Source organism: Futiania mangrovi, assembly GCF_024158125.1.
Taxonomy (GTDB): domain Bacteria; phylum Pseudomonadota; class Alphaproteobacteria; order Futianiales; family Futianiaceae; genus Futiania; species Futiania mangrovi.
The window spans coordinates 232,710-251,772 of sequence record NZ_JAMZFT010000002.1 but is presented as its reverse complement, the minus strand read 5'-3'; the positions used below and the strand labels follow the sequence as shown (position 1 = coordinate 251,772).

The 19,063-nt window shown below is 69.2% G+C and carries 18 protein-coding genes; 13 read left to right on the top strand and 5 right to left on the bottom strand.

Going from position 1 to position 19,063, the window contains the following annotated elements; translation table 11 throughout:
* Positions 1 to 90 precede the first annotated feature (90 nt).
* Both NJQ99_RS08115 and NJQ99_RS08110 read left to right on the top strand, forming a co-directional pair.
* On the top strand, positions 91 to 1,233 hold the full coding sequence (locus NJQ99_RS08115; protein ID WP_269332326.1) for an efflux RND transporter periplasmic adaptor subunit: 1,143 nt from the start codon (positions 91 to 93) through the stop codon (positions 1,231 to 1,233).
* Between the two features lie 9 nt (positions 1,234 to 1,242).
* A complete protein-coding gene (locus NJQ99_RS08110; RefSeq protein WP_269332325.1) occupies positions 1,243 to 4,332 on the top strand; it encodes a MexW/MexI family multidrug efflux RND transporter permease subunit in 3,090 nt (1,029 codons plus the stop codon).
* A gap of 25 nt (positions 4,333 to 4,357) precedes the next feature.
* On the opposite strand, the gene NJQ99_RS08105 is transcribed toward NJQ99_RS08110, so the two are convergent.
* On the bottom strand, positions 4,358 to 4,558 hold the full coding sequence (locus NJQ99_RS08105; RefSeq protein WP_331283294.1) for a CsbD family protein: 201 nt from the start codon (positions 4,556 to 4,558) through the stop codon (positions 4,358 to 4,360).
* A gap of 190 nt (positions 4,559 to 4,748) precedes the next feature.
* On the opposite strand from NJQ99_RS08105, the gene NJQ99_RS08100 reads away from it, so the two are divergent.
* The gene (locus NJQ99_RS08100) at positions 4,749 to 5,810 is read left to right on the top strand and encodes an HWE histidine kinase domain-containing protein (RefSeq protein WP_269332324.1); all 1,062 of its coding nucleotides are present in this window, start codon (positions 4,749 to 4,751) and stop codon (positions 5,808 to 5,810) included.
* Here the strand turns inward: NJQ99_RS08100 and NJQ99_RS08095 are convergent.
* The 3 genes from NJQ99_RS08095 to NJQ99_RS08085 are packed head-to-tail and all read right to left on the bottom strand — an operon-like array spanning position 5,807 to position 8,268.
* Positions 5,807 to 7,531, bottom strand: a complete 1,725-nt coding sequence (locus tag NJQ99_RS08095) for a sensor histidine kinase (RefSeq protein WP_269332323.1) — start codon at positions 7,529 to 7,531, stop codon at positions 5,807 to 5,809. The two genes, NJQ99_RS08100 and NJQ99_RS08095, sit on opposite strands and share 4 nt — an antisense overlap.
* Before the next feature lie 3 nt (positions 7,532 to 7,534).
* Complete coding sequence (locus NJQ99_RS08090) at positions 7,535 to 8,080, bottom strand: sigma-70 family RNA polymerase sigma factor (RefSeq protein WP_269332322.1); 546 nt, start codon at positions 8,078 to 8,080, stop codon at positions 7,535 to 7,537.
* Complete coding sequence (locus tag NJQ99_RS08085; RefSeq protein WP_269332321.1) at positions 8,077 to 8,268, bottom strand: NepR family anti-sigma factor; 192 nt, start codon at positions 8,266 to 8,268, stop codon at positions 8,077 to 8,079. The genes NJQ99_RS08090 and NJQ99_RS08085 overlap by 4 nt, the downstream gene beginning before the upstream one ends.
* A 169-nt stretch (positions 8,269 to 8,437) precedes the next feature.
* Between NJQ99_RS08085 and NJQ99_RS08080 the strand changes: the two genes are divergently transcribed.
* Both NJQ99_RS08080 and NJQ99_RS08075 read left to right on the top strand, forming a co-directional pair.
* Positions 8,438 to 9,235, top strand: coding sequence for a response regulator (locus NJQ99_RS08080; protein WP_269332320.1), 798 nt, complete (start codon positions 8,438 to 8,440; stop codon positions 9,233 to 9,235).
* 81 nt (positions 9,236 to 9,316) lie between these two features.
* Positions 9,317 to 9,502: a DUF1328 domain-containing protein gene (locus tag NJQ99_RS08075; protein WP_269332319.1), complete on the top strand. Its 186-nt coding sequence runs from the start codon at positions 9,317 to 9,319 to the stop codon at positions 9,500 to 9,502.
* 87 nt (positions 9,503 to 9,589) lie between these two features.
* On the opposite strand, the gene NJQ99_RS08070 is transcribed toward NJQ99_RS08075, so the two are convergent.
* Positions 9,590 to 9,847 (bottom strand): hypothetical protein, encoded by a 258-nt coding sequence (locus tag NJQ99_RS08070; protein ID WP_269332318.1) that lies wholly within the window; start codon positions 9,845 to 9,847, stop codon positions 9,590 to 9,592.
* Between the two features lie 188 nt (positions 9,848 to 10,035).
* On the opposite strand from NJQ99_RS08070, the gene NJQ99_RS08065 reads away from it, so the two are divergent.
* From NJQ99_RS08065 to NJQ99_RS08030, 8 genes are all read left to right on the top strand, one after another.
* Positions 10,036 to 10,626, top strand: a complete 591-nt coding sequence (locus NJQ99_RS08065; RefSeq protein WP_269332317.1) for a carbonic anhydrase — start codon at positions 10,036 to 10,038, stop codon at positions 10,624 to 10,626.
* A 105-nt stretch (positions 10,627 to 10,731) separates the two neighbouring features.
* On the top strand, positions 10,732 to 12,174 hold the full coding sequence (locus tag NJQ99_RS08060) for a circularly permuted type 2 ATP-grasp protein (RefSeq protein ID WP_331283293.1): 1,443 nt from the start codon (positions 10,732 to 10,734) through the stop codon (positions 12,172 to 12,174).
* Positions 12,174 to 13,112: an alpha-E domain-containing protein gene (locus tag NJQ99_RS08055; protein ID WP_269332316.1), complete on the top strand. Its 939-nt coding sequence runs from the start codon at positions 12,174 to 12,176 to the stop codon at positions 13,110 to 13,112. The genes NJQ99_RS08060 and NJQ99_RS08055 overlap by 1 nt, the downstream gene beginning before the upstream one ends.
* Before the next feature lie 168 nt (positions 13,113 to 13,280).
* On the top strand, positions 13,281 to 14,018 hold the full coding sequence (locus tag NJQ99_RS08050; protein ID WP_269332315.1) for a proteasome-type protease: 738 nt from the start codon (positions 13,281 to 13,283) through the stop codon (positions 14,016 to 14,018).
* Between the two features lie 100 nt (positions 14,019 to 14,118).
* Entirely contained in the window at positions 14,119 to 15,783 is a 1,665-nt protein-coding gene (locus NJQ99_RS08045) for a thiamine pyrophosphate-binding protein (protein ID WP_269332314.1), read from the top strand.
* A 111-nt stretch (positions 15,784 to 15,894) separates the two neighbouring features.
* Positions 15,895 to 16,779, top strand: coding sequence for a c-type cytochrome biogenesis protein CcmI (gene ccmI / locus NJQ99_RS08040; RefSeq protein WP_269332313.1), 885 nt, complete (start codon positions 15,895 to 15,897; stop codon positions 16,777 to 16,779).
* Positions 16,776 to 17,651 carry a 23S rRNA (adenine(2030)-N(6))-methyltransferase RlmJ gene (locus NJQ99_RS08035; protein WP_269332312.1) on the top strand — a complete coding sequence of 292 codons (876 nt, stop codon included), beginning with the start codon at positions 16,776 to 16,778 and terminating at the stop codon, positions 17,649 to 17,651. The genes ccmI and NJQ99_RS08035 overlap by 4 nt, the downstream gene beginning before the upstream one ends.
* Complete coding sequence (locus NJQ99_RS08030) at positions 17,627 to 19,045, top strand: amidase (protein WP_269332311.1); 1,419 nt, start codon at positions 17,627 to 17,629, stop codon at positions 19,043 to 19,045. Before NJQ99_RS08035 ends, NJQ99_RS08030 begins: the two co-directional genes overlap by 25 nt.
* Positions 19,046 to 19,063: the final 18 nt, after the last annotated feature.

Here is a 19,063-nt window from a genome sequence, read left to right as displayed (position 1 = left end):
GATGGACGACGGGGCCTGCCCTTGTATGCGGCGCGAAAAGGGAGTACCAAGCCGCCAAAGCTGACGTAAGCGTCAACCAAGGGTCTCCCCATGAAGCGCGCCCTCGCCCTCATCATCGTGGGCCTCCTGATCGTGGCCGCGATCGGTGGGGCTGCATATTTCCACTATGTGAAGAAGCCGGAGATCATCCAGGGCTTCGTCTCCTCCATGCAGCCGCCCGCGCCCGCGGTGACGGCGGCGGAGGCCCGCACGGTGACGTGGACGCCGCGCATCCCCGCGATCGGGACCTTCCGCGCCAACCAGGGAATCGAGGTCGCGCCGCAGGTCGGCGGCGTGATCCGGGAGATCAATTTCAACTCCGGCCAACCGGTCCAGGCGGGCGAGGTGATCGTGCGCCTCGACGATTCGACCGAGCAGGCGGACCTGAAGTCGGCGGAGGCGGAGCTGAAGCGCGCGAGCCTCGACCTCGAGCGCCAGCGCGAGCTGCTGCAGCGGGGCAACACCGCGCGCACCACCTATGACTCGGCATTGGCTGCCCGCGACGTGGCCGCCGCCGCGGTCGAGCGCACGCGCGCGCTCATCGCGCAGAAGACCATCGTGGCGCCGTTTTCGGGCCGGCTCGGCCTGCGCAAGGTGGACCTCGGCGCCTATGTGTCGCCGGGCACGGCGCTCGTGACGCTGCAGCAGTCCGATCCCATCCTCGTCGATTTCCCGGTGCCGGAGCAGTACGTGGGCGACGTTTCCGTGGGCCAGGCGGTCGAGATCAGCGTCGATGCCTTCGGCGCGCGCACCTTCGCGGGCAAGGTCGCCTCGCTCGATGCGCGCGTGTCGCAGGAGACGCGCTCGATCACCGTCCGCGCCGAAGTCCCGAACCGGGAGCGGCTGCTGCTCCCCGGCATGTTCGCCAACATCCGCATCCTCTCTGGCGATCCCGTGGCCCAGGTCGTGGTGCCGCGCACGGCGGTCAGCTACTCGCTCTATGGCGACGAGGTCTATGTCGTCGTTCCCGACAGCGACGCGCCGCGCGCCGGGGGCGAGCCGCAGCCGGTCAAGGTGGAGCGGCGTTTCGTCCGGCTGGGCGACACGCGCGAGTCCGAAGTCGCGGTCATGGAGGGCGTCAGCGCGGGCGAGCGGGTGGTGACCTCCGGCCAGACGCGGCTTCAGCCCGGCATGCGCGTGCGGGTCGACAACGAGAACGCACTCGAGCGGCCCGCAGAGCGGCCGCGGCAATAGGCGGCGGACATGAGCTTCACCGACATCTTCATCCGCCGTCCCGTCCTCGCGACGGTGGTGAGCCTTCTGATCCTGCTGTTGGGCCTGCAGGCGCTGTCGAAGCTGCAGATCCGGCAGTACCCGGAACTGTCGAACACGACCATCACCATAACCACGACCTATCCGGGCGCGAACGCGGACGTCATCAAGGGCTTCATCACGACGCCCATCGAGCAGGCGGTGTCCAATACCGAGGGGCTGGACACGCTGGTTTCGACCTCGCAGCAGAACGTCTCGACGGTCACGCTCAACCTGCGCCTCAACGCCGACCCGGACCGGGCGGTCGCCGACGTGCTGTCGAAGGTGAACCAGGTCGCGGGCGTGCTGCCGGACGAGGCGAACGATCCCGTCGTCGTGAAGCAGACGGGGGAGGGCTTCGCGCTCCTCTACATGTCGTTCACGTCGGCGCAGATGTCCGCGCCGCAGATCACGGATTACCTCACCCGCGTGGTTCAGCCGGCGCTGCAGACGCTCGACGGGGTGGCCAATGCGGAAATCCTCGGCGGCCAGACCTTCGCCATGCGCATCTGGCTCGACCCGCAGCGCATGTCGGCGCTCGGCGTCACGCCGAACGACATCCGCCAGGCGCTGCTCGCCAACAACTTCACGACGGCGGCGGGCCAGATCAAGGGCGACTTCGTCCAGACGAGCATCAATGCGGAAACCTCGCTGGCGAGCGCGGATGCGTTCTCGCGCCTCGTGGTCGCGACGCGGGGCGACGCACTCATCCGCCTCGGCAATGTCGCGCGCATCGAGCTTGGGCCACAGGCTGTCGATTCCTCCTCCGTGTTCGACGGGCTGAAGGCGGTGTTCATCGGCATCTATGCGACGCCGACGGCCAATCCGCTGACCGTGATCGAGAACGTGCGCGCCGAGTTTCCCCGGATCCAGGCGAACCTGCCCGAGGCGATGGAGTCGGCCATTGCCTACGACTCGACCGAGTTCATCCGCGCGTCCATCGACGAGGTGGTCAAGACGCTGGCCGAAGCCGCGCTGATCGTGATCGTGGTGATCTTCCTGTTCCTCGGCAATCTGCGCTCGACCGTCATCCCGATCGTGACGATCCCGCTGTCGCTGGTCGGCGTGATGATCATGCTTCTGGCGCTCGGCTATTCGATCAACCTGCTGACGTTGCTGGCTCTGGTGCTGGCCATCGGCCTCGTCGTCGACGACGCCATCGTGGTGGTGGAGAACATCCATCGGCACATCGAGGAGGGCAAGACGCCCATCGACGCTGCCCTCATCGGCGCGCGCGAGATCGCCGGGCCGGTGATCGCCATGACGATCACGCTCGCCGCGGTCTATGCCCCCATCGGCTTCGTGTCGGGCCTGACCGGCGCGCTGTTCCGGGAGTTCGCCTTCACGCTGGCCGGTTCGGTGATCGTCTCCGGCGTGATCGCGCTGACGCTGTCGCCCATGATGTGCTCGCGCCTGCTGACCTCGAAGACCAGCGACGGGCGCTTCGTGCGCTTCCTGGACCGGATGTTCGAGGCCTTGCGCCGCGCTTACGAGCGCCGCCTGCACCGGACACTGAATTTCCGCGCCATGACGATGCTCGTCCTTGCGGGCGTCCTCGCGCTGACCGGGCTGCTCTACGTCACGACGCCGTCGGAACTGGCACCGGAGGAGGACCAGGGCATCCTCTTCACGCTGGTAGAGACGCCGCAATACGCCAACCTCGACTATCTGGAGCAGCAGACGGACGCGCTCTACAAGGTGTTCCGGGAGATACCGGAGACGTCGAACGTGTTCGTGCTCAATGGCTCGGCGGGCGTGCACCAGGCCTTCGCAGGCATGTTGCTCAAGCCCTGGGGGGAGCGGGAGCGCAGCCAGAAGGAGGTTCTGTCGGAGCTTCAGCCCAAGCTCGCGACGGTGCCGGGCGCCTCGGTGCTGGCCTTCTCGCCGCCGGCGCTGCCGGGCTCGTCCGGCGGCCCGCCGGTGCAGTTCGTCATCACCACGACGGCGGGCTACGACCAGCTTGCCCGCGTGCTCGACGACCTGAAGCAGGCGGCGCAGGAGAGCGGCCTGTTCATCTTCTTCGACGGCGACCTGCAGTTCGACACGCCGCAGATCCGGGTCGAGATCGACAGCGACAAGGCCAACAGCCTCGGCGTCAGCATGCGCGACGTGGGCGGCTCGCTCGCGACCCTGCTTGGCGGCAACTACGTCAACCGCTTCAATCTCTACGGCCGGTCCTACGAGGTGATCCCGCAGGTGCCGCGCGACTACCGGCTGACGGAGGACTGGATCGGCCGCTACGAGGTGCGCACGCAGAGCGGCGAACTCGTCCCGCTGTCGACGGTCGCAACCATCTCGCGCACGGTCGAGCCCAATGCCCTGCGCACCTTCCAGCAGCTCAATTCCGCGACGCTGCAGGGTGTGCCCTTCCCGGGCCGCACCATGGGCGAGGTGCTGGACTTCCTCGACAACCACGCAGAGACGAATTTTCCAGAAGGGTTCACCTGGGACTATGCCGGCGAGGCGCGCCAATACGTGCAGGAAGGCAGCACGCTGGTCATCACCTTCGCCTTCGCGCTGATTGTGATCTACCTCGTGCTCGCGGCGCAGTTCGAGAGCTTCCGCGATCCCTTCATCATCCTGATCGCGTTGCCGACCTCGATCTTCGGGGCGTTGCTGCCGCTCAACCTCGGCGGCGTGATGGGGATGCTCAGCGTCAACATCTACACGCAGATCGGGCTCGTGACCCTGATCGGGCTGATCTCGAAACACGGCATCCTGATGGTGGAATTCGCCAACCGCCTGCAGGCCGAACAGGGGATGGACCGGCGTGCCGCCATCGAACATGCGGCGGGCGTGCGCCTGCGCCCGATCCTGATGACGACGGCGGCGATGGTGGTCGCCATGGTGCCCCTGCTGATCGCGTCGGGGGCGGGGGCGCGCTCGCGCTTCGACATCGGCATCGTGATCGCGGCGGGCATGACCATCGGGACGCTGTTCACGCTGTTCGTGACGCCGGCTGTCTACACGCTGATCGCGCGCGACCATGCAAAGGCGGTTGCACGCGCCGCGGCGGCGGACCGGGGGGATTCCGCCCGCTGACCGTCCGCCGGAGAGGGCGGGCGCGTCAGTGACGCGCCTCCCATTCCTGGATCTGCTCCAAGGCGTCCTCGCGGGCGACTCCGTAGCGTTCCTGGATGCGCCCGGCGAGCTTCTCGCGGCTGCCCCGGGCGAACTCGAGGTCGTCCTCGGTCAGCTTGGCCCACTCCTGCCGCAGGGCACCCTTGATCTGCGTCCATTTGCCTTCGATCTGGTCGAGGTTCATCATGTTGCCTCCTTCATGCTGCGGACTGCCCGGGCAACGCGGGGCTGGCGCGGAAGGTTCCCTGAACGCGTTGCCGGGTGCGGTGCGGCTGACGGAATCCGGACCTGCCTTCCTTTGAGCGGAGCGATGGCGCGTGACGCAAGACCGACACATCCTGGCCCCGGCTCCCCGCCGTCCGGAACGCCGGCCGGATATGCCCGTCCAGACCGAGGGGGCGGAACACGATGACGCTCTGCCGGGCGCCGTGGCGGAGGTGGCGCACCTGCGCACGCTGATGGCCGAGATGGACCACCGCATGAAGAACCTGCTCGCCCGGGTGCAGGCGATCGTCAGCCATTCGGCGCGCGGTGCGGAGAATGTGCAGGAGCTGGCTGCCACGGTGAACGGACGCATTGCGGCACTGGCCCGCGTGCAGGGTGCGTTGACGGCGGATGGTGCGCAAGGCGTCGCGCTGCGCGCACTGGCAGAGGCGGAGGCACAGCCTTTCGGGCGCGAGCGCGTGTGTATCTCCGGTCCGGCCGTGTCCCTGCCGGCGCGGGCCGGGCAGGCGGTCGCGCTCCTGCTCCACGAGCTGATGACCAATGCGGCGAAATATGGCGCGCTCAGTGTCCCCGGCGGCCAGGTCGATATCGGATGGACGCTGGCAGACGGCCGCCTCACGCTCGATTGGCGGGAGACGGGCGGCCCTGCGGTCACGCCACCCGCCCGCACTGGCTTCGGCTCGGACCTCGTTCGCCGTGTCGTTCCCTCGGAAACAGGCGGGCACGTTTCGCTCGAGTACCGGCCCGAGGGCTTGACCGCACGCCTGGACATCCCTGACAGCGGCGCCGTCGCGGACGCGGGGGAGCGGTGGCAAGCCCCGGCAGCGGGGCCGGGTCCGGAAGGGGTGCCGGAGGCGCGCCCGCTGCGTGTTTTGCTGCTCGAGGACGAGGTGCTGATCGCGATGGATCTTCAGGCAATGCTCGAAGAGGGCGGGCACACCGTTATCGGCCCCGTCGAGACGGTGCGGGACGCGCTGGCGCGTCTCGACGCGGATCGCGTGGACGCCGCGGTGCTGGATCTTCACCTGGGCGACGCCTCCTCTGTCGAGGTGGCGCAGGCACTGGCCGCGCGGGGCATCCCGTTTCTCTTCGCCACCGGCGCTGCGGGACGCGCCAACCTTCCCGCGGGCTTCGCGGATCGCCCGGTGCTCGTGAAGCCGTTCGACGGGCCCGCGCTGCGCGATGCGCTGGCGAAGGTCGCTGCCGCCTCCTAGGGCGCCGGCGCCTCGGCGGGGGCTTCGGCCGTGGTATCGGGAAGGCGGAACGTCAGGATGGCGCGCCATTCCTGCGGTGTCACCTCGGCGCTATTGCGTCCGCCGACCTGCCGGGCGAATCCTTCCATCAGCCTCCGGCCGAGCCCCGGTAGCGGGACGTCGCTGCGGGTCTCGCCGCTGCGGGTGTTTGCGACGGTCAGCGTGATTTCGCCGTCCGGAGCGCGCTTCAGGGTGACGCGCAGCACCCCGCTCTCGCCGTTCTGCCAGTTGTAGGCAAAGGCATTGGTCAGCGCTTCGGCCACGAACAACGAGACGGGCACGGCCCGGTCGGGGTCGATCATCACGGGGTCGATGTCCGTCTCGACCCGGACGTTCGCGCCGTCCGGCGCGTGCGTGCGATGGAAATGCGCGACCAGGTCGGGCAGGACCCGCGCGAGGTCGAGACGGTGCAGCCCCTCCGCCTCGTAGAGGCTCCGATGCACCAGGGCCAGCGCGTTGAGCCGTCCCTGCATGGTCGACAGGGCATCGCGCGCCTCCTCGGAGTCGACATGGCGTATCTGCAGGTTCACGAGGCTCGCCACGATCTGGAGGTTGTTCTTGACCCGGTGATAGACCTCGCGCAGCAGCGCCTTCTGCTCATCGAGCGCAGCGCGCAAGTGCTCCTCGCGCTCGTCCAGCGCTTCCGCCATGGCATTCATCGTGCCGCCGAGCAGCCTGAACTCCTGCGGCGCCTCGTCCATGGGGCCGGTGCGCAATGCCAGCTTGCCCTTGGAATAGGCCCGCGTGATGCGTTGCAGATAGACCACCCAGCGCACGACGAACCGGTCGATTGCGTACCAGGCGACAGCCAGCGCGATCGTCCACATCAGGAACGGCATGGCGAGCGTCGCGGCGAAGCGCATGTTGAAGCCGACCCGCGCCACCGGGTTCGTGGCGCGGATCAGAAGGAAGAGATCGCGCTCGAACAGCGGCGCGATCCCGTAGAGATAGCCTGCCTCGCCCGTCCGCATCTCGTCGACGACGCGCGCGCCGCGCGCGAAGGGGTTCTGTTCCTCGACGACGTCTGCCAGCCAGGACAACTCGCGGCCCACGTCCCCGTCCCCGGCGATCACGCGCCCCGCCCGGTCGACGATGGCGGTGACCACCGGATCGCCGCTTTCCGGGCGGCGCAGCAGCAGGCGCAGGAACTCCGCCCGGATCGCGGCGGATGCAGCGCCTGCAAATTCCTGGGCCTCGTCGATCACCGGATGAATCGCGAGGACGATGCCGTCGTCCTCTTCGGCCCCTGCCAGCCGGCTCGACAGGACGAAGCGCCGCTCGCTGCGGACCGTTTGCAGTTCCGGACCGCCCGCCAGTGCGACAGGGAGGGACGTTTCGGGATAGTGGCAGCGGACATCGCCTGCCGGGCCGATGGCGGCCAGTGCCGCATAGCGGTCCCGGTGAGGGGTCTGCGCCAGCCGGCCGGCGCACGCCGCGTCAGGCAGCGCCGCCAGGTTCTGCGCCGCCAGCGCTGCGAGCAGGACCTGGGTCTGGGAGAAGAAGTCCCGCGCGCCGGTCGCTGACAGCAGTGCCTCCTGCAGGATCTCGCGCTTGGCGGTTTCGGCCGCGAGGTGGAGATTGGAGACCGACTGCGCGACCGAGAGCACCGCGGCCGGAAACATCGAGAGCGCGAGCAGCACCACGACGCGGACGCGGATGCTGGCGAGGACGCCCCTGCCCATGCGTCAGACGGACGCGGCGGCGACCGCGGCCTCCATCGTCCCGTCGTCGCCGAGATCGCTCTCCGGGTCCAGGCCGAGGCTCTCGACCAGCCGCTGGCGCGCGCGGTTGACGCGGCTTTTCACGGTGCCCACGGCGCAACCGCAGATCTCGGCCGCCTCCTCGTAGGAAAATCCCGAGGCAGCGACGAGGATCAGGGCCTCGCGCTGCTCGTCGCCGATTTCCGCCAATGCCTGCGAGAAATCGCTGAGATCCATCGCATCGAGCTGTGCCGGCCGCGAGGCCAGCTTGCGTGCATGTTCGCCGTCGCTGTCGGCCACTTCGCGCCAACGCCGCCGCCCGTCGGAATAGAAGGTGTTCCGCAGGATCGTGAAGAGCCAGGCCTTCAGGTTCGTCCCGTCACGGAACTTGTCGAGGTTGGACAGCGCCTTGACGAGAGTGTCCTGCACGAGGTCGTCGGCGCGCGCGGGATCGTGCGCCAGCGAGCGGGCGAAGGCGCGCAGGTTGGGCAGCAGCGCAATGATCTCGTCCCGGACCGTGATGTCTGTCATCGGCCGGCCCTGCCTTCCTGCTCTTCGATCTGCTTCAGAAGATCGAGGAAGCGCTCGGGAATCGGTTCGTCGGCGACCTGCCCGTAGACCTGCCGAAGCTGGCGGGCGATCAGCTCTTCCTTGCCGGAGCGCTCGGCGCGGTGCGGCGTGCGCTCTCCCGATGCTCCATGCCGTTCGTTTTGCGTCATGCCGTCCTGCCTGCCCAATCTGTCCGCCGGTGACATCGGCGGGTCGCGGTGAACCGATAGCCTAACGCATCCCGGGGGAAATGGTTCCCGGCCGGGAACGGAATCGCGCAGGCGCGCGTTGACAGGTCAGGATCGAACCCGAACAGCAACCCTCGAGGGGGGATACCCGATGTCTCTCGCACAGAAGATCGCGCCGCACCTGCCCTATCTGCGGCGCTATGCCCGGGCGCTGACCGGCCGGCAGGACAGCGGTGACGCTTATGTGGCCGCGGTCCTCGAGGCGATCGTTGCAAGTCCCGACGTCTTCCCGGCCGTTACGGATGCACGCCTCGGCCTCTACCGGCTTTTGCACGCGATCTGGGATACGGCCCGTGTGGAGGTGCCGGAGCCGGCCGCCACGGCGCCGGCGGCACGCGAGGCGCGCGCAAACAGGCGATTGTCCGCATTGACCCCGCGCTCGCGGCAGGCGTTGCTGCTCACGGCGCTGGAAGGATTCGGTCATGCCGACGCGGCCTTCGTCCTCGACGTGGACGAAGACGTGGTGGGCGCACTCCTGCGAGACGCCATCGCAGAGATCGACCGCCAGGTCGCGACCCGCGTCCTCATCATCGAGGACGAGCCGATCATCGCCATGGACATCGAGTCGATCGTGCGCGGGCTCGGCCATGACATCGTGGGCGTTGCCGCGACCCGCCGCGACGCGGTGACGATGGCGCGCTCGGAGCGTCCGGGCCTCGTCCTGGCCGACATCCAGCTTGCCGACGGTTCCTCGGGCATCGACGCGGTGCACGATATCCTTGGCGAGTTCGAAGTGCCGGTGATCTTCATCACGGCCTATCCGGACCGGCTGCTGACAGGTGAGCGTCCGGAACCGACGTTCCTCATCACCAAACCGTTTCACACGGACACGGTGCGCGCGGCGGTCAGCCAGGCCCTTTTCTTCGAATCGACGGCCCAGCCTGCCTGAGCGGGGCCCCTGGACCGCGGAACCGCTCCCCGCCCGGTGCGTTGTCGGAGGGTATCTGAACGAAACGGAAGGGAGGGCAATGTGATCTGGATCCTGATGTGCCTCGCCGCCGTCCTCGTCGCGGCAATCCTCGGTATGGGGGGGCTTGCGGACCAGCCCGTCGCGCTGGCCCAGATCGCGGTCTATGCGCTGCTTGTCGGTCTTGTCATGGCGCTCGTCTCCAACATGGTGCGCAACGATCCCCGCGACCGCGAGGAACGTCAGTGACTGCGGCACCGGGCGCGCCCGCGGCATGAAAAAGGCGGTGCCGTACCGGCACCGCCGCCCTGGTCCGCCGAAGGCAGACGCCGCGGTTCAGCCCGCGCCGCCCTCCAGTTCGCGCCGCGCAAGGCGCACGTCGCGCAGCATGTCTGCCTCGCCCCCGGCCATGTTCTCGCCCGCGGCAACCTGCAGCTGGTAGGCCTCGCGCTCCCATTGGCTGAGGATGTCGGCGCGGTCCTGAAGGCTCAGGTCGTCCCTGGCGAGAACCTCTCGCGGGTGGTCGAAATGTCCGGTCGGATCGAGCTTGGCATCGGCAAGATCGAATGGCTTGCGGGGCATGTCCTGCGACATGGGGGCCTCCTCTCGTCTGCATGAAGGGTTGATGAAGAACAACGACTGCAGCGGGGATGCGGTTCCCCCCTTGCCCCCTCCGCATGGCGGGGTTGCATGGCGCCTCGGGGCGTCCGAGGATTGATGCCTCGCCGGGAGCGGTCCATAAGCGCATGCAGGGTGAGAGTGGCCGCCGTGGGAAAGGGCGCATGATCGAACATCTGCTCAAGCGGAACGCCGACTGGGCCGCGGAACGGATCGCGGAGCAGCCGGATTACTTTGCCGCCCTGTCCAAGCTGCAGACGCCGGAATACTTCTGGATCGGCTGTTCCGACAGCCGTGTGCCGGCGAACGTGATCACCGGCCTGGCGCCGGGCGAGGTGTTCGTGCACCGCAACGTGGCCAATGTCGTGCACCGGGCGGACATCAACGTGCTGTCCACGCTTCAGTTCGCGGTCGAGGTGCTGAAGGTCCGGCACGTCATCGTCTGCGGGCACTACGGGTGCGGCGGCGTTCATGCCGCGGTCGACGGGCGGCGTCATGGGCTCATCGACTACTGGTTGCGTCCCATCCAGGAAATTGCCACGCGGAACGAGGCCGAGCTGTCCCCCCTCGATGCGGCAGCGCGTCACAACCGGCTGTGCGAACTGAACGTGATCGACCAGGTGCGCTCGGTCTGCGAGACGCCGATCGTGCTCGACGCCTGGGCGCGCGGCCAGGACCTGAATGTCCACGGATGGTGCTACGGCCTCGACGACGGCAGGATCCGCGACCTGCACTGCACCCGGTCGGGGGTCTGAGACGACCGCGGCCCTGCCCTGCCTTCGCCCAGCTACTTGACCTGCAACCTTGGCGGGCTCCAAGCTGTTGCAGTGCGAAAAGCCGGTCAGAAGCGGAGAAGCAGGGTGGCACACGTCTTCGACGAGATGGGGGGGTGGGGCGACGCCTGCCGTCCGCAGTATGAGATGGTGCGGCGCTGGCTGGAGGCGATGCCTCCCGATGTCGTTCGCCTGAAGCGGGCGGAGGCGGAGCATCTCTTTCGCCGCATCGGCATCACCTTCGCCGTCTACACCGAGGGCGGCGACCCGGAGCGGCTGATCCCCTTCGACATCATCCCGCGGGTGCTGGATGCGTCCGAATGGGCCCTGCTGCAGCGCGGCCTCGAACAGCGCGTGAAGGCGCTCAACGCGTTCCTCCACGACGTCTACCACGACCGCGAGATCGTGCGCGCGGGCCACGTGCCGGAGGCGCTCGTCTACGGAAACCCGAGCTTCCTGCCTGTCATGAAGGGGCTGGAGGTGCCCCGCCGCGTCTACACGCACATCGCGGGTATCGACATGGTGCGCACGGGGGCCGACGAGTTCTACGTGCTCGAAGACAATTGCCGCACCCCCTCCGGCGTCTCCTACATGATCGAGAACCGGGAGGTGATGATGCGCCTGTTCCCGGAACTGTTCGCCCGCAACCTGATCGAGCCGGTTTCGCATTATCCCGAGCAATTGCTGGAGACACTGCGTACGGTCGCGCCGCGCAACTGCGACCACGAGCCGACGGTCGCGCTGCTGACGCCCGGTTCCTACAACTCGGCCTATTACGAGCACTCCTTTCTCGCCGACGAGATGGGCGTGGAACTGGTCGAGGGGCCCGACCTCTTCGTCGAGGGCGACATCGTCTACATGCGCACGACGTCGGGTCCGAAGCGCGTGGACGTGATCTACCGCCGGATCGACGACGATTACCTCGATCCGCGCGTCTTCAAGCCGGAGTCGGTGCTGGGCGTGCCGGGCCTCGTCGACGCCTATGCGAAGGGCAACGTCACGGTCGCCAACGCCGTGGGCGCGGGCATCGCCGACGACAAGGCCGTCTACATGTACGTGCCGGAGATGGTGCGCTTCTATCTCGGCGAGGAGCCGATCCTGAAGAACGTGCCGACCTGGAACTGCGCCAAGCCGGACGAACTGTCCCATGTCCTCGACAATCTGGACCAGCTGGTGGTGAAGATGGTGCATGGTTCGGGCGGCTACGGGATGCTTGTCGGTCCGACCGCCTCCAAGGCGGAGCGGGAGGCGTTCGCCGCCCAGCTCAAGGCGCGCCCGCACGACTACATCGCGCAGCCGACGCTCGCGCTGTCGACATGCCCGACGTTCGTCGACAGCGGGGTCGCGCCCCGCCACGTCGACCTGCGCCCCTTCGTGCTGGTGGGCGAGGAGGTGAACATCGTGCCGGGCGGCCTTACGCGCGTCGCGCTGCGCGAAGGTTCGCTCGTCGTCAATTCCAGCCAGGGCGGCGGCACAAAGGACACCTGGGTCCTGAGCCCGCGGAGCCTGTCCGCCGGGGAGGGTGCGTGATGCTGAGCCGGACCGCAAACAGCCTCTACTGGCTCGCCCGCTATGTCGAGCGGATGGATTTCGTGGCGCGGATGCTCGAGGTCGGCCTGCGCATGGGCAGCATGAGCGGGACCTCGCGCGATTCGGAGTGGACATCGACCCTGATCGCAACCGGCTGCGAGCCCGGGTTCCGCGCGACCGGCCGCCCGCTCAGCGCCGACGGCGTCATCCCCTATCTCGCGCGCGACCCGGACAACCCCTCGAGCATCCTGTCCTGCATCTCGACCGCGCGGGCAAACGCGCGCGCGGTGCGCACCGCGCTGACCAAGGACATGTGGGACGCCGTCAACGAGACCTGGCTCGAGGCGCAGGCGCTCGGCGACGCCGACTTCACCCAGACCGGCATTGCCCGCGTGCTCGACTGGGCCAAGCGGCGCGCGCTGCAGTTCAACGGCGCCTACAAGAACACGATGCTGCGCTCGGACGCCTATTACTTCACGCAGCTCGGGACCTATGTGGAGCGGGCCGACGACACCGCGCGGATCCTCGACGTGAAATACCATGTGCTGCTGCCGAGCCACGAGCCCGTGGGCGGCGCGCTGGACTATCACCACTGGACGGCGCTTCTGCGGGCGGTTTCGGCGCTCAGGGCCTATCACTGGGTCTACAAGGACCGCATCAAGCCGTGGAACGTGGCGGAACTTCTGGTGCTGCGGCCGGAGATGCCGCGTTCCATGCGGGCCTCCTTCGACCAGATCGTGGTCAACCTGGACCTTCTGACCGGCGAGATGAACACACGCGGCGGGGAGCCGCACCGGCTGGCGTCGGAGCTGCACGCGCGGCTGAAGTACGCCCGGATCGACGACATCTTCACGGCCGGCCTGCACGAGGTGCTGACCGACTACATCAACCGGACGGCGCGGCTCGACAGCGAGATCCGACGGTTCTTCCTGATGTAGGTGCCGGCGTGGGGGTGGGTTGCGCAAGGCCCCGCTGGCGCGGCGTTCGCGTTTGCGCTATTGGCCTTGTCCGATAAGTGTTTTCGGTCGCGCAGGGCCAGTCCCGTGATCTCGTCTCTTCCCAGCGGCCGCGTACCGGCCGCCCCTGCCCGTGCAGGAGCTTCCGCCATGACCTATTGCGTTGCGCTGCATCTTCGCGACGGCCTTGTCCTGCTGTCAGACACGCGAACGAATGCAGGCGTCGACCACATCTCGACCTTCGGCAAGATGCACCTGTTCGAGAAGCCGGGCGAGCGGGTGATGGCCATGCTGACGGCGGGCAATCTCGCCCTCAGCCAGGCGATCGTGAACATGCTGGCCGAGGGGCTGGAGGACGAGGCGACCGGCAAGGTGGAAACGCTGATGAGCGTGCCGACCATGTTCCGCGCCGCCCAGCTTGTCGGGCGCGCGGTGCGCGAGGCCTTCCGGATCGACGGCGAGGCGCTGAAGGAACAGGGCGTGCCCTTCGACGTGTCCCTGCTGCTCGGCGGGCAGATCGCGGGGCGGACCATGCGCCTCTTCCAGATCTACGCGGCCGGCAATTTCATCGAGGCGACGGCGGACACGCCCTTCCTGCAGATCGGCGAGCACAAGTACGGCAAGCCGATTCTCGACCGCGCCGTGACCTTCGACACCGACATCTACGACGGGGTGAAGCTCGCGCTCATTTCCATGGATTCGACGCTGCGTTCGAACCTGACCGTCGGCATGCCGATCGACCTTCTGGTAATCCGGCGCGACGCGGCGCAGGTGGAACTGCGCCGGCGGATCATGGAGGACGACGCCTATTTCCGCATGATCAGCGACAGCTGGTCGGAGGCGCTCAGGGCTGCGCACCGCGCGATCCCGCGGCCCGACTGGAGCTGACCGGCCTGCGCGGGCGGTAAGCCGCCGTCCGCGGGTATCCTGAAGAGGCGGCCAGACCGCCCGAACCGGCCCGCCAATGGGCCAGCACAAGGGGGATGAAATGACGAAACCCGCGCGCACCGGCGCCGAGATCCTTGTCGACGCGCTGATCGGCCACGGCGCCGACCACGCCTTCTGCGTGCCGGGCGAGAGCTTCCTCGCCGTGCTCGACGCCTTCGTGGGCCGCGACATCGGCGTGACCGTCTGCCGCCACGAAAGCGGCGCGGCCATCATGGCCGAGGCGGCGGGCAAGATGACCGGCAAGCCCGGCATCGCGTTCGTCACCCGCGGTCCGGGCGCGACCAATGCGAGCGCGGGCGTGCACATCGCCTTCCAGGACTCCACGCCGATGATCCTGTTCATCGGTCAGGTCGGCCGCGATCAGCGCGACCGGGAAGCATTCCAGGAGGTCGACTACCGCGCCATGTTCGGCCCGCTGGCCAAGTGGGCGGCCGAGATCGACGACCCTGCCCGCGTGCCCGAATATGTGAGCCGCGCCTTCCACATCGCCGTCTCGGGCCGGCCGGGCCCGGTCGTGCTGGCGCTGCCGGAGGACATGCTGCGCGAGCATGCGGAGGTGAGCGACGTGCGCCCGGCCCGCCCGGTCGCGGCGCACCCGGCGAGCGCGGACATGGACACGCTGGCCGACCTGCTCTCGCGCGCCGAACGGCCCTTCGTGATCGCGGGAGGCGGCGGCTGGGACGGCAATGCCGCCCGCGACCTGCGCGCCTTCGCCGAAGCGTGGGAACTGCCCGTCGGCCTGTCGCTGCGCTGCCAGGACTACATGTCCGGCGACAGCGCGTCCTATGCCGGCCACGTCGGCATCGGCATCGACCCGCAGCTCGCCGCCCGGGTGCGGGATGCCGACGTCCTGCTCGTCCTCGGCGCGCGGCTGGGGGAGATGACGACCTCGGGCTACACGCTCGTCACCCCGCCCGATCCCCAGCAGGTGCTGATACACGCCCACGCCTCGGCCGACGAGATCGGCCATGTCTACCGCCCCGCGCTCGGGCTCGCGGCGGGCGCGAAGGCGATGACGGCGGCGCTGGCGAACCTCGCTCCGCCGCGCGCGCGTCTCTGGGCGGAGCGGACGAAGGCGGCACGCGCGGGCTTCCTCGCCTGGTCGCAGCCGGTGCCGAACGCAGGTCCCGTGCAGATGGCCGAGGTCGTGCGCACCGTGGGCGAGATGGTGCCGGAGGATGCCATCGTCTCCAACGGGGCCGGCAACTACACCGCCTGGGTCCACCGCTTCCACCGCTTCCGGCACTGGCGCACGCAGCTTGCGCCGACCAGTGGGTCGATGGGCTACGGCCTGCCTGCCGCGGTCGGCGCAAAGCGCATCGCGCCGGAGCGGACCGTGGTCAATTTCGCGGGCGACGGCTGCTTCCTGATGACCGGGCAGGAAATGGCGACCGCGGCGCGGTACGGGCTGGGCCTCGTCACCGTGGTCGTCAACAATTCCATGTACGGCACGATCCGCATGCACCAGGAGAAGGCCTATCCCGGCCGGGTCAGCGCGACGGAGCTGACGAATCCGGATTTTGCCGCGCTCGCCCGTGCCTATGGCGGCCATGGCGAGACGGTGGTGCGGACGGAGGAGTTCGCCCCCGCCTTCCGGCGCGCGCTCGACAGCGGCGGACCGGCGATCGTGGAGATCAGGCTGGACCCGGAGGCGATCCTGCCCGCGAAGACGCTGGCCGACATCCGGGGCACCCAGGCGCGCTGACGGTCCGTTGCAGGAGGGCCTGCGCAAAGGGGCGGGCCGCGGCGTCCTGACACTACCCTTCGCGGGCGCGCGCGGGTAGGGTGCGCGCGTTTGGCGTCGTGGAGTGCCCCGATGAGCGTTTCGACCCTGCTGTTCGTACTGCTTGCCGCCCTGATGACACTGGGCGCGGTGGCGGCTCTCCTGGTGCCGTTGCGGCGGCGCGAGGCCCATGTGCGTGCGCACGATGCAAGCAGCGCCGAGGTCTATCGCGATCAGATCGCCCAGGTGGAGCGTGACAGGGCGGCGGGTCTTGTCTCCGAGCGCGAGGCTGCCGAGGCGCGTGCCGAGATCGGCCGCCGCCTGCTGGCCGCGTCGGAGGCCGGCGGGGGCGAGGGGCGTGCGCCCGCCGGCCATGGGCGCATGCATCGTGCCGTGGCTGGCGCCGTGATGGCGCTTGTGCCTGTTGTCGCCGTGGGCGGCTATCTGTGGCTTGGCGCCCCCGGCTTGCCTGCGCAGCCCTTTGCCACCCGCGTCGCCGAAGACCCGGGCGCTGCCAGCCGCGAGGAGGTTGTGCAACTGGCGGAACGGATCGAGGCGCGGCTTGCCGAGCATCCGGGCGAGCAAACCGGCTGGCTGCTGCTCGCCCGGACCCGCCTCGCGCTGCAAGAGCCGGACGCCGCGGTCGAAGCCTACCGGCGCGCGCTCGCACTGCAGCAGGGGCCCGCGCCCGACCTGCTCGCCGAATATGGCGAGACGCTCGTGACGGTCGCCCAGGGCGAGGTGACGGACGAGGCCGCGGCGGCCTTCCGTTCCGCGCTCGACGCCGATCCGGAAAGCCGGCCTGCCTTGTGGCATCTCGGCCGCCGTGCCGCGGCTGCCGAGGACTTCGATGCCGTCCGCGGCTATTGGGGCCGCCTGCTCGACACGCTGGAGGAGGGGGCGCCCGGCCGGGCGCAGCTTGCAGAGGCGCTGTCGCGCCTGCCGGGCGGCGACGGGCGTTCCGGGTCCGCGCAGTGAATTACCGCCACGCCTTCCACGCGGGCAATTTCGCCGATGTGCTGAAGCATGCGGGACTGCTCTCCGCGCTCGACCGCATGGGCGCGAAGGACAAGCCGCTCTGCGTGCTCGACACCCACGCCGGGCGCGGCCGCTACGAACTCGATAGCGCCGAAGCCGCGCGCAGCCCCGAATGGAAAGACGGCATCGCGCGCGTGATGGCCGCCGCGCGCGAGGGGGCGGACCTGCCCGCAGCCGTGCGCCGTCTGGCCGATGCGGTCGCAGCGTTGAACGCCGATGGGCTGACGGTCTATCCGGGCTCGCCACTGCTCGTGGCGGACCGGCTGCGGCCGCAGGATCGCGCGGTCTTCGTGGAGCGGCAGGAGGGGGAGGCGGCGGCGCTCTCCGCCCTGATGCGTGGGCGCCGCGGGGTGGAGGTGCGCGCCGAGGACGGCTGGGCGGCGCTCCTCAGCCTCGTGCCGCCGCCGGAGCGGCGGGGGCTGGTGCTGATCGACCCGCCCTTCGAGGACCGGCGAGAGTTCCAGACGCTTTCGAGGCGCCTGGCGCAGGCGGTGCGGCGCTGGCCGACGGGTGTCTTTCTCGTCTGGTATCCGGTCAAGGACCGCGACGCCGCGCGCGCCTTCGAGGCGGCGGCCGCCGACGCCGCGCAGCGCGAGATCGCCATCGCAGAACTGGTGCGCGACACGGACCCGCGTGCGGCGGGGCTTGCATCTGCGGCCCTGCTGGCCGTCAATCCTCCCTGGGGGTGGGCGGAAGAGACCGCCGCCGCGCTCGCCTGGCTTGCCGCGCATCTTGGCGCGGGTGCGGGCGGCGGGTGGCGCTTCGACCATCGCAGGGAGGATGGAACATGGGATACGCGGGCGACGATCTGATCCGGCTGAGTGCCGTCACCGTGCGCGACCTGCTGATCGCGCGCGAAGTGAGCCCCCTCGACCTCGTCGAGGCGGTGGCGGCCCGCATCGCGGCGGTGGAGCCCGCGATCAACGCGCTGCCGACCCTGTGCCTCGACCGGGCGCGCGACCATGCCCGCCGCATCATGGCCGGGACCGCGCGGGAGGGGCTGCTGTGCGGCCTGCCGATCGCGGTCAAGGACCTGAACCCGGTCGCGGGCGTGCGCACCACCTGGGGCTCGCCGATCTTCAGGGATCACGTTCCGGCAAAGAGCGACGCGCTCGTCTCCACGCTCGAAGACCAGGGCGGCATCGTCGTCGCCAAGTCGAACACGCCAGAGTTTGGGGCGGGCGCCAGCACCTTCAACGAGGTGTTCGGGCGCACCCGCAACCCATGGAACACCGCCATGTCGGTCGCCGGTTCCTCTGGCGGGTCGGCGGCGGCGCTGGCGGCGGGCGAGGTGTGGGGCGCGACCGGCTCCGACCTCGGCGGTTCGCTCAGGACGCCGGCGAGCTTCAACGGCATCGTCGGCCTGCGCACGACACCGGGCCGGGTGCCGCGCGCACCCGTGCCGCAGCCGTTCAGCCCGCTGTTCGTCGAGGGGCCGATGGGCAGGTCGGTGGAGGACGTGGCGCTTCTGCTCGACGCCATGAGCCATCCGCACGCCGACGATCCGCTGTCCCTGCCCGCACCGGGCCGCACCGTGCTGGAGGCCGTGCGCACCGGCGCGCCGCCGAAGCGCGTGGCGTTCAGCCCGGACCTCGGCCTCGGTCCCGTATCGTCGGAGGTGCGCGAGATCTGCGCCGCCGCCGCCCGGCGGTTCCAGGAGATGGGCGCGGTCGTGGAAGAGGTCTCGCCCGATCTGACCGGCGCGAAGGATGCGTTCCAGACGCTGCGCGCGCTGTGGTTCGCCGCCGAGATGGCGGAGCATTACCGCGACCGGCGCGACATGCTGAAACCCGATATCGTCTGGAACATCGAGCGCGGCCTGAAGCTCACGGCGGAGGAGATCGGCCAGGCGGAACTCGCCCGCGGCCGGGTGTGGCACGAGATGGCGCGCTTCTTCGAGACCTATGACGTGCTGCTCGCGCCTGCCGCCGTCGTGCCGCCCTTCGCGGTCGAGACGCGCTACGTGGAGGAGGTCGAAGGACACCGCTTCGACAATTATGTGGACTGGCTGGCGATCACCTTCGCGATCTCGGTGACGAGTTGCCCGGCCGCCTCGGTGCCAGCGGGACTGACGAAGGACGGCTTGCCCGTGGGCCTGCAGATCGTCGGCCCGCGCATGGGAGAGGCCGGGATCCTGACCGCGGCCCGCCATCTCGAGGGGGCGATGGGCCTCAACCGGATGCTGCCGCGCGACCCCGCCGCCTGACGCTGGATGCACGGCCCG